General features: G+C 62.6%; 16 protein-coding genes. 4 read left to right on the forward strand and 12 right to left on the reverse strand.

Annotated elements, in window-relative coordinates; translation table 11 throughout:
* Nucleotides 1-95: 95 nt before the first annotated feature.
* From IRI77_RS21030 to tsaD, 8 genes are all read right to left on the reverse strand, one after another.
* Nucleotides 96-518: a hypothetical protein gene (locus tag IRI77_RS21030; RefSeq protein ID WP_194446986.1), complete on the reverse strand. Its 423-nt coding sequence runs from the start codon at nt 516-518 to the stop codon at nt 96-98.
* A 132-nt stretch (nt 519-650) separates the two neighbouring features.
* Complete coding sequence (locus IRI77_RS21035; protein ID WP_194446987.1) at nt 651-998, reverse strand: hypothetical protein; 348 nt, start codon at nt 996-998, stop codon at nt 651-653.
* Between the two features lie 132 nt (nt 999-1,130).
* The gene (locus IRI77_RS21040) at nt 1,131-1,874 is read right to left on the reverse strand and encodes an aminotransferase class I/II-fold pyridoxal phosphate-dependent enzyme (protein WP_267239400.1); all 744 of its coding nucleotides are present in this window, start codon (nt 1,872-1,874) and stop codon (nt 1,131-1,133) included.
* Complete coding sequence (locus IRI77_RS38115) at nt 1,799-2,227, reverse strand: hypothetical protein (RefSeq protein WP_228486868.1); 429 nt, start codon at nt 2,225-2,227, stop codon at nt 1,799-1,801. Before IRI77_RS38115 ends, IRI77_RS21040 begins: the two co-directional genes overlap by 76 nt.
* Nucleotides 2,170-3,006: a creatininase family protein gene (locus IRI77_RS21045; protein ID WP_194446989.1), complete on the reverse strand. Its 837-nt coding sequence runs from the start codon at nt 3,004-3,006 to the stop codon at nt 2,170-2,172. The genes IRI77_RS38115 and IRI77_RS21045 overlap by 58 nt, the downstream gene beginning before the upstream one ends.
* A gap of 30 nt (nt 3,007-3,036) precedes the next feature.
* A complete protein-coding gene (locus IRI77_RS21050; protein WP_194446990.1) occupies nt 3,037-3,864 on the reverse strand; it encodes an Mrp/NBP35 family ATP-binding protein in 828 nt (275 codons plus the stop codon).
* Between the two features lie 29 nt (nt 3,865-3,893).
* Nucleotides 3,894-5,828: an alpha/beta hydrolase domain-containing protein gene (locus tag IRI77_RS21055; RefSeq protein WP_194446991.1), complete on the reverse strand. Its 1,935-nt coding sequence runs from the start codon at nt 5,826-5,828 to the stop codon at nt 3,894-3,896.
* 48 nt (nt 5,829-5,876) lie between these two features.
* Nucleotides 5,877-6,959, reverse strand: coding sequence for a tRNA (adenosine(37)-N6)-threonylcarbamoyltransferase complex transferase subunit TsaD (gene tsaD / locus IRI77_RS21060; protein ID WP_194453742.1), 1,083 nt, complete (start codon nt 6,957-6,959; stop codon nt 5,877-5,879).
* A gap of 58 nt (nt 6,960-7,017) precedes the next feature.
* Here tsaD and queA point away from each other — a divergent pair, with 58 nt between their 5' ends.
* Complete coding sequence (gene queA / locus IRI77_RS21065) at nt 7,018-8,037, forward strand: tRNA preQ1(34) S-adenosylmethionine ribosyltransferase-isomerase QueA (RefSeq protein ID WP_194446992.1); 1,020 nt, start codon at nt 7,018-7,020, stop codon at nt 8,035-8,037.
* Nucleotides 8,038-8,043: 6 nt separating this feature from the next.
* Nucleotides 8,044-8,460: a YybH family protein gene (locus tag IRI77_RS21070; RefSeq protein WP_194446993.1), complete on the forward strand. Its 417-nt coding sequence runs from the start codon at nt 8,044-8,046 to the stop codon at nt 8,458-8,460.
* Here the strand turns inward: IRI77_RS21070 and IRI77_RS21075 are convergent.
* From IRI77_RS21075 to IRI77_RS21090, 4 genes are read right to left on the reverse strand one after another with little or no spacing between them, the layout of a single operon-like run.
* Nucleotides 8,457-9,620: an iron-containing alcohol dehydrogenase gene (locus tag IRI77_RS21075; protein ID WP_194446994.1), complete on the reverse strand. Its 1,164-nt coding sequence runs from the start codon at nt 9,618-9,620 to the stop codon at nt 8,457-8,459. The two genes, IRI77_RS21070 and IRI77_RS21075, sit on opposite strands and share 4 nt — an antisense overlap.
* Before the next feature lie 36 nt (nt 9,621-9,656).
* On the reverse strand, nt 9,657-10,055 hold the full coding sequence (locus IRI77_RS21080; protein WP_194446995.1) for a hypothetical protein: 399 nt from the start codon (nt 10,053-10,055) through the stop codon (nt 9,657-9,659).
* On the reverse strand, nt 10,052-10,642 hold the full coding sequence (locus IRI77_RS21085) for an RNA polymerase sigma factor (RefSeq protein ID WP_194446996.1): 591 nt from the start codon (nt 10,640-10,642) through the stop codon (nt 10,052-10,054). Before IRI77_RS21085 ends, IRI77_RS21080 begins: the two co-directional genes overlap by 4 nt.
* Before the next feature lie 18 nt (nt 10,643-10,660).
* Entirely contained in the window at nt 10,661-11,125 is a 465-nt protein-coding gene (locus IRI77_RS21090) for a hypothetical protein (RefSeq protein WP_194446997.1), read from the reverse strand.
* Between the two features lie 178 nt (nt 11,126-11,303).
* Between IRI77_RS21090 and IRI77_RS21095 the strand changes: the two genes are divergently transcribed.
* Both IRI77_RS21095 and galU read left to right on the forward strand, forming a co-directional pair.
* Nucleotides 11,304-12,344 (forward strand): mevalonate kinase family protein, encoded by a 1,041-nt coding sequence (locus IRI77_RS21095; RefSeq protein WP_194446998.1) that lies wholly within the window; start codon nt 11,304-11,306, stop codon nt 12,342-12,344.
* Complete coding sequence (galU, locus tag IRI77_RS21100) at nt 12,341-13,225, forward strand: UTP--glucose-1-phosphate uridylyltransferase GalU (protein ID WP_194446999.1); 885 nt, start codon at nt 12,341-12,343, stop codon at nt 13,223-13,225. The genes IRI77_RS21095 and galU overlap by 4 nt, the downstream gene beginning before the upstream one ends.
* The last annotated feature ends 131 nt before the right edge of the window (nt 13,226-13,356 follow it).

Below are 13,356 nucleotides of genomic sequence, written 5' to 3' on the forward strand. Positions count from 1 at the left end.
GTGCGGGGTACGTTGACAAAGCGGGCCCGCTCAGGTGGCGGGCCCGCTCAAAGGAGGAGGAGAAGTGGTCTTTCGTTCAGTTCAATCAACGCCGGCTAGCGATTGAGCGCGAGTACAACCCGCTCGGCCGGAGTATCCTTCGCCATCAGCAACTGGGCATGAGTGGCCGGAATACGCATCACGGACGCCGCACCGATAATCTGCGCCTGCGCCAGGCGGTAGGTCGAGCCTACGTGCTCGAACACCAGCTTGCCGTCAAACCGCGACTTCGCATCACCGGCCGGCGCTACGATGATCGCGTTTTTGCCAGCCTCTTTGCCGGTCAGGAAAAGGACAGTGCCGCTGTCGGATGTCTCCAGCAGATACTCGCCCGCCGGCAGCGAAACATTCGAAGCCTCAAATGCGAATGGGACGCTCACTCGAGCACTCGCTCCGAATGCCGGCATCGCCATCGTCAGGCTCATCGCCATTGCGATCACACCAAAAATCGTGAACTTCTTCCCAGTAGTCATGGTCACGTCTCTCCGTTCTTCTTCCGTTACTTTTCTTGGCTGGGCCGCTATCCCGGCGGCCCGCCTCTAATCTCAAGAACGCATCCGCCGAGAATTTGTTCGCTCGCAGGCGTGCAATTTACACCCGCGTCCTTTGTTTCACTTGGAACGCGCGATGCCCTCGCGGATCTGCTTCAGGTAGTGGACGCCGTTCTTCTTCTCGAAAACGAGGTTCACCTTCTTCTGATCCGTCGCGATGGCCATCGACCCCGAGTTGTAGCTCACCAGCGCCATCGCAGCGGCGCCGTTCGAGGCACGCAGGGTCAACACCGGGGCAGAGGGCTCGTTCACAAAGCTGTACTGCCCGGCCGGCATCTTCTGCCCCGAAGCGACGAAGTCGAACGGGATGTTCACCCGCACCTCCGGCGCGGCCGCGGAAGCCACCATTGAGGTCATCATCATCGCGGCTGTGGCCGCGTAAACACACATCGAGCGCAGCGATTTCATGGTCTGTTTCTCCAGTTTGTTCAGTTTGAGCCGGACGCTTGTTTCTGCGTCGCGTCCGCCTTCAATGAATTAAACGGATCAACCACACGAATAGTTCGCTGCGCTCGAAATGTGTTCGAAGTGTAAAATCCCTTACGCCATGACCCGTTCGAACGCGCTTTTGAATTTTTCCATCTCTTCCCTGGTGCCTACGGTCACTCGCACCTGCGTCGGCCAGATGGGCCACGCGCGGCCGACGTACACATTCTGCTTCGCCATCGACGCAATCACTTCCCGCGCCGGACGCTTCACATCCACCATGAACTTGTTGCTCACGGAAGGCACAAAGGAGTAGCCCTTCTGCGTCATCCACGAAAACACACCTTCGCGCACATCCTGCGTATACTTTTTCCGCTGCGGCACCAGGTCTTTCACAGAGAGGCTGACAGAAGCGCCCACCATGCCCGTCGATGGCGTGTAGCCCGTGCCGAAGCCCAGCATCTTGCTCAGGAGATCCGGACGCCCGAACGCCGCGCCCGCGCGCAAGCCCGCCATGCCATAGATCTTCGAGAACGTGCGCAGCACGATCACATCCTTGCCAGCCGCCACCATGTCCGTGCACCGCTTCGCATCGCTGAAGTGGATGTACGCTTCGTCCACCATCACGATGCTGCCCGCCGGCTTGTTCTTCACCAGGTACTCGATGTCCTCGCGCGCCGTCAGCGTACCCGTGGGATTGTTCGGATTACAGACATAGAACACGCCCGCGCCGCTGCCGCCCGCGGCCAGCATGGCCTTCACATCGTGCCCATAGCTCTTGGTCAACGGCACTCGATGCACCGGAGCCCCAATAAACTCCGCCGCGCGCTCGCCCGCTTCATAGCCTGGGTTCGCCACAACGAAACTCCGTGACGGAGAACAGAACGCCAGCACCGTGCGATGCAGCGGATCGCTCGAACCGCAAACGCCCGTGCGCACTCCTCGGGCAGTCCTTCCTGTTGCGCCAGCGTGCGGGAGAGCTTGATCGTCTCGCCGAAGAGGTAGCGCCCACCGCGCTTCAGGACGCCGTTCATGGCCTCCAGCGCTTCGGGACAAGGCCCCAGCGGATTCTCATTCGCGTTCAGCATCACCGCGTCGGCCGAGGGCTCCCCTACGAAGCTCAACTGCGCCAGCGCGGATTCGGAAAGGATGGTCAGCGCGGAGGCAACGCCCCCGAACGCACGTCTTGATACAGCCCAGCTCTGTCCCATTTTTCGATAATCCCTTTGACCAAGTCTGCCATCCGTTCTACCACTGCCTGGAAATAAACGGAAGCCTTGGCCTTATCGAACCGGACCGAGCCCTGCCCCGGCTGATACAGGATCACCGGCGTGGGGAATGGATAGGCCGCCCACGTGCCCGCCGCCGGACGCGGCGTCTCCAATTCCTTTGAATACAGCTCCGGATGCACGAGCTTCTCGTCAATCGCCTGGATAAACGCTGTCTCGTTCCAGCCCGCGTGCCCGCCGTCTTCTCCGAACACCTTCAACGTGACATCGCTGCAGATCGCCCACCAGTTGCTCACCAGCATCCGCACACGCTGCTCGCGGCCCACCTTCTCCGCGATGTCGTTCAGGATCGCGGTCTGCGGCCCGCCGTGTCCGTTGATGACGATGATGTTGCGGAACCCGTTCCGCGCCAACCCGGTGAAGATGTCGGTAACGAACGCCCGGTAAGCCGCCTCGGAGATCTGGAACGTGCCCGCATACCCGTCCAGGCTGCCCGTCACGCCATAATTCAAGGGCGGCGCCACCAGCGCATTCAACTTCGGAGCCATGGCCCGCGCCAGGGCCAGCGGTGCCGTATTGTCGGCCCCGTTATTGATCACCCCGTGAGCCTCCACTGTGCCTGTGGGCAACAGCACCGTCTGGATCTGTGCCGGAACCAACCGGCGGTACTCCATCCAGTTCAGATCGTTCAGTTCACGCGTGGACTGGGCCGGCAGGGTCAGCACGGCCAGAAAAAGGATCGCAGCGAGTCTGTGTACCATGGCAATTGCCTTCCATGGTACATGGCCACCTTAGTCCTCAATCGAGAACGAAGGCGCCTTCCGCAACGGCCCCGCGCTGCATCGTGCGATCACCTGCTTCGCAATCGCGTAGAACCCTTCCGCCTGTGGTTCCTGCTCGCCCATCAGCGCGATCGGCCGCCCCGTATCCCCACCAATCCGCACCTGCGGATTCAACGGCAGTTCACCCAGGAACGGAATATCCATGGCTTCCGCCGTCCGCCGCCCGCCGCCCTCGCCAAAGATGTCCACCTTCTGGCCGGTGCCCGGCACAATCAGGTAGCTCATGTTCTCCACCAGGCCCAGCAGTTCCACCTTCACCTGCCGGAACATCAGCACAGCCTTCCGGCCGTCTTCCAGTGCGACTTCCGACGGCGTGCTGACGACAATCGCGCCCGTAATCGGCGCCGTCTGGATCAGGCTCAACGCCACGTCGCCCGTACCCGGTGGCAGGTCGATCAGCAGGAAATCCAACTCGCCCCAATCCACTTGCCGCATGAACTGCTGCATCACGCTGTGCAGCATCGGTCCGCGCCAGATCAGCGGCTTGTCGCCGGGATTCAGGAACCCCATCGACATCAGCTTCACGCCGTGCTGCTCCAGCGGCTGGATCCGGTTCTCCACCGCGTAAGGAGTATCGTGGATGCCCATCATCAGCGGCACGTTGGGGCCATAAACGTCTGCATCCAACAGTCCGACCTTCTGGCCGAGCCGCGCCAGGGCAATGGCCAGATTCACCGAAACCGTGGTTTTGCCCACACCCCCTTTGCCGGAGCCGATCGTAATCAGATTCCTGACGCCGTCAATCGGCATCTTCGGAGGTTCGTTCTGCGGAGGCATACCCATAAACCTTTAGTGTACCGTCACGGCTACTTTTGGACGAACTCCCACAACTCGGCCGCATGATCGACCACCCGCTGGCGGTCCCGATCCAGCAGCAAGCGCAACTTCACCAGCTTCTCGGCCTCCAGGCCGACCGTCTTCAGGTATTCCTCCTTGCTCGCATACCTCCGGCCAATCGCGGCCTTGTCAAAGGCGAAGAACGAACCCAGCGTCGGAGCCATCTCCTTCGGCGCCCCCGCCGCCGCCGTCCGCATATTCCAGCCGGTAAACGTACCCAGCGGCACGGCCACCTCCGGCATCCGGATCCCGCCCAGTTCATTCCCGTCCGCATCCACCTGCGGCACCAGCACCGGAAACGGCTTCCCCACCTTCGGAGGCTCCATCGTGATCACACCCGTCGTCTCCCAGTCCGGACCGTAGGAGACGTTGTACGCCACCTTTGGATGCTCGGGGAGTGCCGCCTTCATCGACTTCGGCCACCTCACCTGATCCGGCCGCACCAGTTGCCCTTCGGTGATCAGCGGATACTGCGATGCTGGAGGCTGCTTGCCGTCCTTGATCCATGCCTGCATCGCATCCAGCAATGCCCGCTGCAGGGGCCGGTGATCGTTGGGATTCAGCGGATACTGCGCGCCCGCAGCCGCGCTGGGCAGCCGCCCCGGACCATGCTGCGACCCCGCCACCACATACAGCCGCGTATCCGGCGACATCGGCGCATCCATCTTGCCGTCCACGCTCACGTGGATCAGGGCGGCGCACCGATTCCAGTACTCCCACGAGCCATTCGTGTAGAAGATCTTCGGCATCGTCGCCGCGCTGACACCCATCAGCAACCCGTTCGGCTTGTTCGTATCCGGATCGATCTGCGGCACGTCCGTGAACGGAAATACATCGGTCGGATACAGCGTATTGAAGTGGGCATAACCGTCCCTAGACGCCTGCCCGAACCGGAAATTGAAGCTGCCCCGGCCCGCTCCGCCAACGTCTGCCCAGACGCCGTCGAACACTTTCCGTCCCTTCTCGTCTTCATTGAACCCGAAGTAGAGAAAAGTCCGCAGAAAGCGCCCGCTTTGCGAGATGCCGAATCCGATCGACCGCTTGATGAATCGCCGCTGGTCCGCCAGCAGCGTCTCCACCCCGCCGTACTTCAGGAACGAAATCGCGTCCCGCACCGCCGCCAGCCCCAGCCCCTCGATCCGCGGATTCTCCGCCTGGTACACCACCTCGTAGATCTGGCCGGGCTGGAATCCCGACTCCATTTCGATCGCTGTCCGGTCCTCGTTGAACTTCCAGTCCGCACCGGGAATCGTCCGCCGCGCGCCCAGCACGGTGGGCCGTACCGTCAACGTCACCGCCGGGCTCACAGCCGCGTACGTCGTGTGCTTGCGATCCGACAAGTGCATCATGTTGGTGCGCGAATCCGGAATGAACTCAGACCGCACCAGCCCGCGAATCGCCTGCCCGTTCAGCATCGCGATCGGGCTATCCAGCCGCAGCAGCTTGTCGCCAGGCGGCGTATCCCACTGCCACCCGACCCACAGCAGCGTGTACCCCTGCTCCAGCAGATTCCTGTCGCCGAACTCCTCTTCCGTGCGCGGATCCGAGGAACCCCGGGCATAGTTGAAGCGCGACAACATGCCTTTGCCGCCACGGTTCGACACCTCGAACAACACCGTGCCGTTGCCCTTCGCCGGATCGCGCGGCTTCAGGATGTAGAGATCCGCCGTGAATTCGACCAGCCCCCGCTCATTCCGCGGAGCCAACTCCAGGTCGCGCACCGCCTTATTCTGCGGCAGCTTCGGATCCAGCGCGAACTGCACTTTCGCAATGATCCGCTCGTATGGCCCGGCCGGCCCTGTGGATTGCCCGCCAAGCACGTCGCTTCTCTCGACGACGCTGACGCTCGTCACGCCCGCGCACAGCGGTAGCACGCATAACAGAACAATTCCGGATAGTCGCAAGTCAGGGCTCCTCAGCCCTCGATTCTATCCGACCCTCGCCACTCGCACTCAGGCCAGCGTGAGGTTAGCCTGCGCCTTCAGCGTAAGATCGTCGAATTCCCCCCGCAGGAACCGCGGCACCGCCGCCGCCGCGATCATCGCCGCATTGTCCGTCGACAGATGAGGAGCCGGGAAATACACCGGGCACATCAGGCGTCCGGACTGCGCCGACGCCCGCAAACCCGCATTGCAGGCCACGCCGCCAGAAATAATCACAGACCGCGCCGCCGTCTCTTCCACCGCGCGCCCCACGCGCCGCAGCAATTCCTCCACCACGACACGCTGGAACGCCGCCACGGCATCCAGCGTCGTCTGCGGAGTCACCGCCAGCCACTGCTCCACCGTCGGATGCGGATGCAGCTTCATCAGCGCCCGCCGCGTGACAATCTCGCCTTCCATATCATGCGCCTGCACCCAGCGCAGCATCGCCGTCTTCAACCCGCTGAAGCTGAAATCCAGGGCATTGCCCTTCATTTTTGAAATCGGTAGCGCCAGCCCGTCGGCATCTCCATAGGGTGCCAACTTATCCAGTACTGGACCGCCCGGATAGCCGAACCCCAGCAGCTTGGCCACTTTGTCGTATGCCTCGCCCGCCGCGTCATCACGGGTCTTGCCCAGCAGCCGGTAGGTCATCCGCTCGCTGACTTCGAACAGATGCGTGTGTCCGCCGCTGGCCACCAGCGCCAGTGCCGGGAGTTCGATCTCCGCACCGCACTGCCGCGCTTCCAGCAGCACCGCGTGGATGTGTCCCTCAATGTGGTTCACGCCGATCAGCGGCAGCCCGCGCACCAGGCACACGGCCTTCGCGTAAGTCAGCCCCACCAGCAGCGAACCCACCAGCCCCGGTCCCGCCGTCACCGCAATCGCATCAATATCGTCCCAGCCCAGCCGCGCCTGCTCCAGCGCGCCGCGCACCACCGGCCCAATCGCCCGCAAATGCTCGCGGGAAGCCAGCTCCGGCACTACGCCGCCATACTTGCTGTGCGTGTCGATTTGCGACGCAACGACGCTCGCACTCAGCTCTCCGTCCGACGTCACGATCGCCGCCGCCGTCTCGTCGCACGAACTTTCGATTCCCAGGATTCGCACAATGGCTCCGCAAATGGGTATATTATTCGCAGCGAGGTTTATTTTTTTCGCTCGCCTTTTTATGCAGTTATCAGAATTCGACTATCAATTGCCCGACGAACTGGTGGCGCAGGAGCCTCTCGCCGATCGCTCCGCCGCCAGGATGCTCGTCGTCAACCGGCAAGCCGGATCCTTCCAAGACGCTTCATTTCGCGACCTGCCCGCCCACCTGGGCGCCGGCGACTGCCTAATTCTCAATGATACGCGCGTTTTCCCGTCCCGCATCTTCGGCAAGAAGATCGGCTATGACCGGCAGGTCGAACTCTTCCTCCTCCGGCCCGAGTCATCCGACCGCCTCACCTGGTCGGCTCTCGCCCGGCCGGGCCGCCACCTTCACATCGGCACTCGCGTTTACATCACCCCTCGCCTGTTCGCGGAAATCCTCGAAACCCGCGATCGCGGCGAGCGCCTGCTGAAGTTTACATGTAACGGAAATCTCGACGCCGAGCTCGAAGCCAACGGCCACGTCCCGCTGCCGCCCTATATCCACCGGCCCGACCAGCCCGCCGATCGGGAACGCTACCAGACCGTCTTCGCCGAAAAACCCGGCTCCGTCGCCGCACCCACCGCCGGCCTGCATTTCACTCCCGAAGTCCTGGACGAGTGCCGCGCCGCCGGTGCGGAGATCGCCAAAGTAACCCTCCACGTAGGCCTAGGCACCTTTCAGCCCCTCTCCTCCGACGAAGTCGAACAGAATCACCTCCACTCCGAACGCTACGAAATCACTGCGCCCAACGCGGAAATCATCGCCCGGGCCACCCGCCGCATCGCCGTCGGCACCACGGCGGTCCGTACCATTGAGACTGCCAGCCGCAACGGCGGCTTCCATCCTCAATCCGGAGAAACGAGTATCTTTCTCTATCCCGGCTGCGAATTCCAGGGTGTCGATGCAATGATCACCAATTTCCATCTACCCAAATCGAGCCTCATCCTGCTGGTCGCCGCATTCGGCGGCAAGGATTTGATGCTGGCCGCTTACCGCCACGCCGTCGAGCAGCGTTACCGCTTCTTCTCCTACGGCGACTGCATGCTGATACTCTAATAAGCCATGCGGCTTCTTGTTCTCTGTGTGTTGGCGGCCTCTTCACTGCTTTTTGCGCAGGACGACGTCACCGTCACCCTCCAAAAACAGGCTGAGGCCTGGAATCGCGCCAATCTCGAGGAATTCATGACCACTTACATGGATTCCCCCGACATCACCTTCACCGGCCGCGCGGGCGTCACCCGAGGCTACAAGCCCGTGCTCGAGCGTTACCGCAAGAACTACGGCACGCCCGAAGCCATGGGCACCCTGCGCTACAGCGAATTGGAAGTCCGCCTATTGGGCCCGGACGCCGCCCTGGTCCTGGGCCGCTTCGACCTCACGCGGACCCAGGCCGGTGGCGGCAACGCATCCGGCCATTTCACGCTGGTGCTGCGCAAGACCGCCGCCGGCTGGAAAATCATCCACGATCACACGAGTTAAGCGGCCAGGCTCCGCGACAGAATCTCTTCCACCGTCTTGGGCGTAATGTCCTGCCGCTCGCCCAGCTTGACCGCCCCGTTGCTCTCCAGTTTCTTCGCCACCAGCGCCGGAGTCTCAGGCTTTACCTCCGGATACTGCGACAACCGCGTCGGCAATCCCAGCGACTCGAAAAACTCTTCCGTCTTCCGGATCGCCGCCTCGCACCTCTCATCGTCGGTTCCGGTCCGAATCCCCCAAACCCGCTCGGCAAACTGCAGTAACTTCTCGCGCTTGCCATCGGCCTGCACCCGGAACAGGTGCGGCACCACCGTCGCCAGCGTCCGCGCATGGTCGATGCCGTATAGGGCCGTCAACTCGTGCCCAATCATATGCGTCGCCCAATCCTGCGGCACGCCGCTGCCAATCAAGCCGTTCAAAGCCATCGTGGCCGACCACACAAACGTCGCCCGCAGGTCGTAATTCTCCGGCTCGGCCAGCGTCTTCGGACCGACTTCGATCAATGTCTGCAGAATCGCTTCCGCGAACCGGTCGTTCAATTCCGCATGCACCGGGAACGTCATGTATTGCTCCAGCGTGTGGACGAATGCGTCGACAATACCGTTCGCCACCTGCCGCTGGGGCAAGGAGAAAGTGGTCTCCGGATCCAATACCGCGAATTTCGGGTAGCAATGCACCGACCCGAAGGCGAGCTTCTGCCCGGCCGACCGCCGGCTGACCACCGCAAAAGTGTTCGATTCCGACCCCGTCGCGGGCAGCGTCAGGACGCACGCCAGCGGAACCGCTGAATCCACCGCCGCACCCTTGGTCAGGATGTCCCACGGCTCCCCCGCAAACGGCACCGCCGCGGCAATGAACTTCGTGCCGTCCAGCACCGAACCGCCGCCTACAGCCAGCAGCAGGTCCACCTTCTCCCGCCGCGCCAGTTCCACGGCGCCCATCAGCGTGTCGTACTCGGGATTCGGCTCGATGCCGCCGAACTCCAGCACCGTGCGCCCTTCCAGGGCCTGCATCACCTGCTCATACACGCCGTTCTTGTGGATGCTGCCGCCTCCGTAGGTGATCAGCACCTTGGCCGAAGCCGGGATTTCCTTGGAAATGGAGGCAATCTGACCCTTGCCGAACAGAATCTTGGTGGGGTTGTAGAAGGCGAAATTAAACATGAGAGGCTCGCTCCCACTATCTTAGGCGACCCGCGGCTAGTGCCGGGACCAGGCGAACCAGACGACTGACCCGGCCATGGCGCTCAACACCACCAGCCCGATCGCGGCCACCGCGGCTTCCGCGCTCATCCAGGCGATCCCGCCCAGCAGCCCCAGCCCGACCACGGCCATCGCCGCCCGCTCCGCCACCACCACCGGACGCGCCGCCCGCGCCGCATCATCGCGCCGGGCCCGCAACTGCATCTTCCACCACACCAACCCGGGCTCCTGCACCGGCGCCTCGGCCGTCGCCGCCGCCTCCTGCAGGAATCCGGCGACCATCAGGGTCTCCGCGCAGTCGCCGCATTCGGCCAGGTGCTCGCGCAATTCCTCGGTCCATGCATCATTGCGCTGCGCCGCCAAAACGTCCTGTTCGTGGGAACACATCGTCTTCATCGTCCAGTCTCCTGCCGGAAGCCCCGTTCACGCAAGAGGCTCGCCAGTTTCTGCTTCACCCGGAACAGCAGCGGCCGCACGCTGGCCTCTTTCAGCCCCGTCACGGCCGCTATCTCCCGGTGGCTCGCCCCTTCCACATACGCCATCCACATCAGCGCCCGCTCATTCGGTTTGATGGCATTCATCACTTTCTGGATGTCCGCCGACAGTTGAATATCGGCTCCGCTCTGGCCTTCCTGCGGACGGGTCGCAATCCGCTCATCCAGCGGAGCCGGTTCGAACTTCTTACTCCGGAAGTGGTCCCGCGCCAGATTCGTCGCCGTCCGGTACAAGTAGCTCTTCCGTTGCGCCTCGTCCATCGCCGGCAATTCGGACCGCATCAGCCGGTAGAACGCCTCCTGCATCAGGTCCTCGGCCAGCGCCGCATTGCCAGTCAACCGGGAGAGGTAGGACTTCAGCGGCCGCGCATGCAGCGCGTACAGGTCGCGGAAGCCCGCCTCGGTCATGCGTAGCGCCTCCACCGGCGCGCCGCTGGCCGCGACTATGTTCGCGAGTGGAATCGCCGGAGTCATCTCAGGTTCTATCACAGCAGCAGCCTTGCCGTTCTAGCTCTGTTCGTTCGTCTTCCCGTTGATCAGGCCCAAGGTCTTCGACAGCAGGTAGCTCGCCCCCGCCGCCGCCAGCAGGCCAATACCCAGCGTCAGGATCAGCGTGCCCACCACCGCCACGTCCCGCTGCGAGTATTTGTCCACAATATTCTGCAGGAACAACACCCCGATTCCGATCACCGTGCAGACAACCCCGTACTGCACCGAATTCAGAATCCGTCCAAAAGTTGCCGGTTTCTCCTGCGGCGCCCCCTGCATCAGGCGCTGCCCTGCCTCAGATTGCAGATAGGCAAGCACTTCCGCCCCGCTTCCCAGCTTGTCCATCAGCTTGTTGAAGATCTCCGCCTGGGCCCTCTCCGCCTTCGTCCGCCGCAGGTGGTCAAACAGGGCCCGCGTGATGATCACCACCGCCAGCGCGACCGTGCCGAACACCATGATGATCGCAATTGCTTCCGTTCCCATCGCTGTACTCCTTGATTTCCGCTGCGCCTTTGCGCTTCCTTCAGTCATTCCAACGCGTGGGGCCCGGGGCTTGTTAACGCCCTTGAAAACTATTTCCGGCCGTGCGGATTTCGGCGCTATTTGTATGACCAGAGAGAACATGTCCGACACGGGCGAACCAGTATACTGACAGGAGAATATGATGATTGAACGCTGCGCCTACGCGCGAGCCGGCCTGATCGGGAATCCATCAGACGGCTACTTCGGCAAGACCATCGCAGTCATCGTCAGGAACTACCAGGCCCGCGTCACCATATACGAAGCCCCCCGCATCTCCATCCGCGCCGGGCATCGGGACCGCCTGGACTTCTCCAGCTTTTCGGAGTTCCTGGAAGACGTCCACCTGAACGGGTACTACGGCGGCGTCCGCCTGATCAAGGCCGCCATCAAGAAATTCAACGACTGGTGCGCCGCCAAGGAAATCCGGCTGGACCGCACCTTCGCCATTGAGTACGACACGAACGTGCCGGTCCGCGTCGGCCTGGCCGGTTCCAGCGCCATTGTTACGGCCACAATCCGTGCATTAATGGCCTTTTTCCATATCGAAATCCCAAAACCGGTGCTGCCCGGCCTCATCCTCAGCGTCGAACTCGAGGAACTCGGCATCGGCGCCGGACTGCAGGACCGTGTCATCCAGGTCTATGAAAATGCGGTTTTCATGGACTTTGAAAAGGCCCGCATGGAGCGTGACGGCTACGGCTTGTATGAACCGCTCGACCCTGCCCTGCTGCCGCCCCTCTTCGTTGCCTTCCACGACAACCTGGCCGAGGGGACCGAACTGACCCATAACGACTTACGCAGCCGCTTCAACCGCGGTGAGCAGGCCGTGCTCGACGCCATCCAACACTGGGCGGACCTGGCCGAGCAATCCCGCATCCTGTTGCAGGAGGGGAAAGGCATGGCGATCGGTCCGCTCATGAACGAAGCCTTCGACCTGCGCGCCAGCCTGATCCGCATCAGCCCCGGCAATATGGAGCTCATCCGGCGCGGCCGCGACCAGGGCGCGTTCACCCAGTTCTGCGGTTCCGGCGGCGCCATCATCGGCTGTTACGACGGCGACCCGGCCCGCTTGCGGCGCCTGCGCATCTCCTACGCGGAGATGGGCGCTGAACTCATCGTTCCCCAGATCCAGGCCGTCTCCAAGACGAATGGCGAAGCAGTGGGGGCATTCCGTCTATGAAGGTACGCAAAGCAGTCATCCCCGCCGCCGGCATGGGCACCCGCTTCCTGCCCGCCACCAAGAGCATGCCCAAGGAGATGCTCCCCATCGTCGACAAGCCGGTGCTCCAGTTTGTCATCGAAGAAGCGGCACAGAGCGGGATCGAGGATGTCCTCATCATCACCGGCCGCGGCAAACAGGCCATCGAGAATCACTTCGACTTCAATCCGGACCTCGAGATCTTCCTGCGCGGAGCCGGCAAGCAGCACCTGGTCGACCAGGTGCGCGACATCGGGGACCGTGTCCAGATCCACTACATTCGTCAGAAGGAGCAGTTGGGCTTGGGCGACGCCATCCGTCTCGCCCGCGCCCATGTCGGCCGCGAACCGTTCGCCGTCCTGCTGGGCGACACCATCATCGAACCGCCTCCGGGCCAGAAACCCGGGCTCCGGCAACTGTTGGATTCCTTCGAGCAAACCGCGGCCAGCGTCGTGGCAGTCCACCACGTGCCCAAGGAGTGGGTCACCCGCTACGGCATTGTGGACGGCGAACCGGAAGGCAGCAATCCCGACCTGCTGCGCCTGCGCAAGCTGGTCGAAAAGCCGGCCGTGAATCTGGCGCCCAGCGACCTGGCCATCGCCGGCCGCTATGTGTTCAGCGCCGATATCTTCGACTGCATCGATGCCACCCAACGTGGGGTCGGCGGCGAGATTCAGCTCACCGACGCCATGAATTTACTGGCCCAGCTCCAGCCTGTCTACGCCCTCGCCTGGCAGGCCAAGCGCTTCGACATCGGCAACCGGGTCGAATACGCCAAGTGTTTTCTTGAACTTGCGCTGAAACGGGAAGACACTGGACCGGCCATTCGCGCCCATCTGGCACAACTACTCGCCGAGGAGTGAGTCGCGTTGCTATACTGGATGGTGCTGCCTTGGGCAGTCGTGTGTCACTACGCGTGTCCAGTGGGACGGCCGTGTGCCGAACCCTACCGGTAGGTCGCACCCCTAACAGTCTGGTGATGGCGTAAAGGAAA

Source organism: Paludibaculum fermentans, from assembly GCF_015277775.1.
Lineage (GTDB): Bacteria > Acidobacteriota > Terriglobia > Bryobacterales > Bryobacteraceae > Paludibaculum > Paludibaculum fermentans.

Excerpts from the sequence above, each read along its gene's own strand:
- IRI77_RS21035 (WP_194446987.1), bottom strand. The coding sequence starts at position 998 with ATGAAATCGCTGCGCTCGATGTGTGTTTACGCGGCCACAGCCGCGATG.
- IRI77_RS38115 (WP_228486868.1), bottom strand. The coding sequence starts at position 2,227 with ATGGGACAGAGCTGGGCTGTATCAAGACGTGCGTTCGGGGGCGTTGCC.
- IRI77_RS21045 (WP_194446989.1), bottom strand. The coding sequence starts at position 3,006 with ATGGTACACAGACTCGCTGCGATCCTTTTTCTGGCCGTGCTGACCCTG.
- IRI77_RS21050 (WP_194446990.1), bottom strand. The coding sequence starts at position 3,864 with ATGCCTCCGCAGAACGAACCTCCGAAGATGCCGATTGACGGCGTCAGG.
- queA (WP_194446992.1), top strand. The coding sequence starts at position 7,018 with ATGCAGTTATCAGAATTCGACTATCAATTGCCCGACGAACTGGTGGCG.
- IRI77_RS21070 (WP_194446993.1), top strand. The coding sequence starts at position 8,044 with ATGCGGCTTCTTGTTCTCTGTGTGTTGGCGGCCTCTTCACTGCTTTTT.
- IRI77_RS21075 (WP_194446994.1), bottom strand. The coding sequence starts at position 9,620 with ATGTTTAATTTCGCCTTCTACAACCCCACCAAGATTCTGTTCGGCAAG.
- IRI77_RS21080 (WP_194446995.1), bottom strand. The coding sequence starts at position 10,055 with ATGAAGACGATGTGTTCCCACGAACAGGACGTTTTGGCGGCGCAGCGC.
- IRI77_RS21090 (WP_194446997.1), bottom strand. The coding sequence starts at position 11,125 with ATGGGAACGGAAGCAATTGCGATCATCATGGTGTTCGGCACGGTCGCG.
- IRI77_RS21095 (WP_194446998.1), top strand. The coding sequence starts at position 11,304 with ATGATGATTGAACGCTGCGCCTACGCGCGAGCCGGCCTGATCGGGAAT.
- galU (WP_194446999.1), top strand. The coding sequence starts at position 12,341 with ATGAAGGTACGCAAAGCAGTCATCCCCGCCGCCGGCATGGGCACCCGC.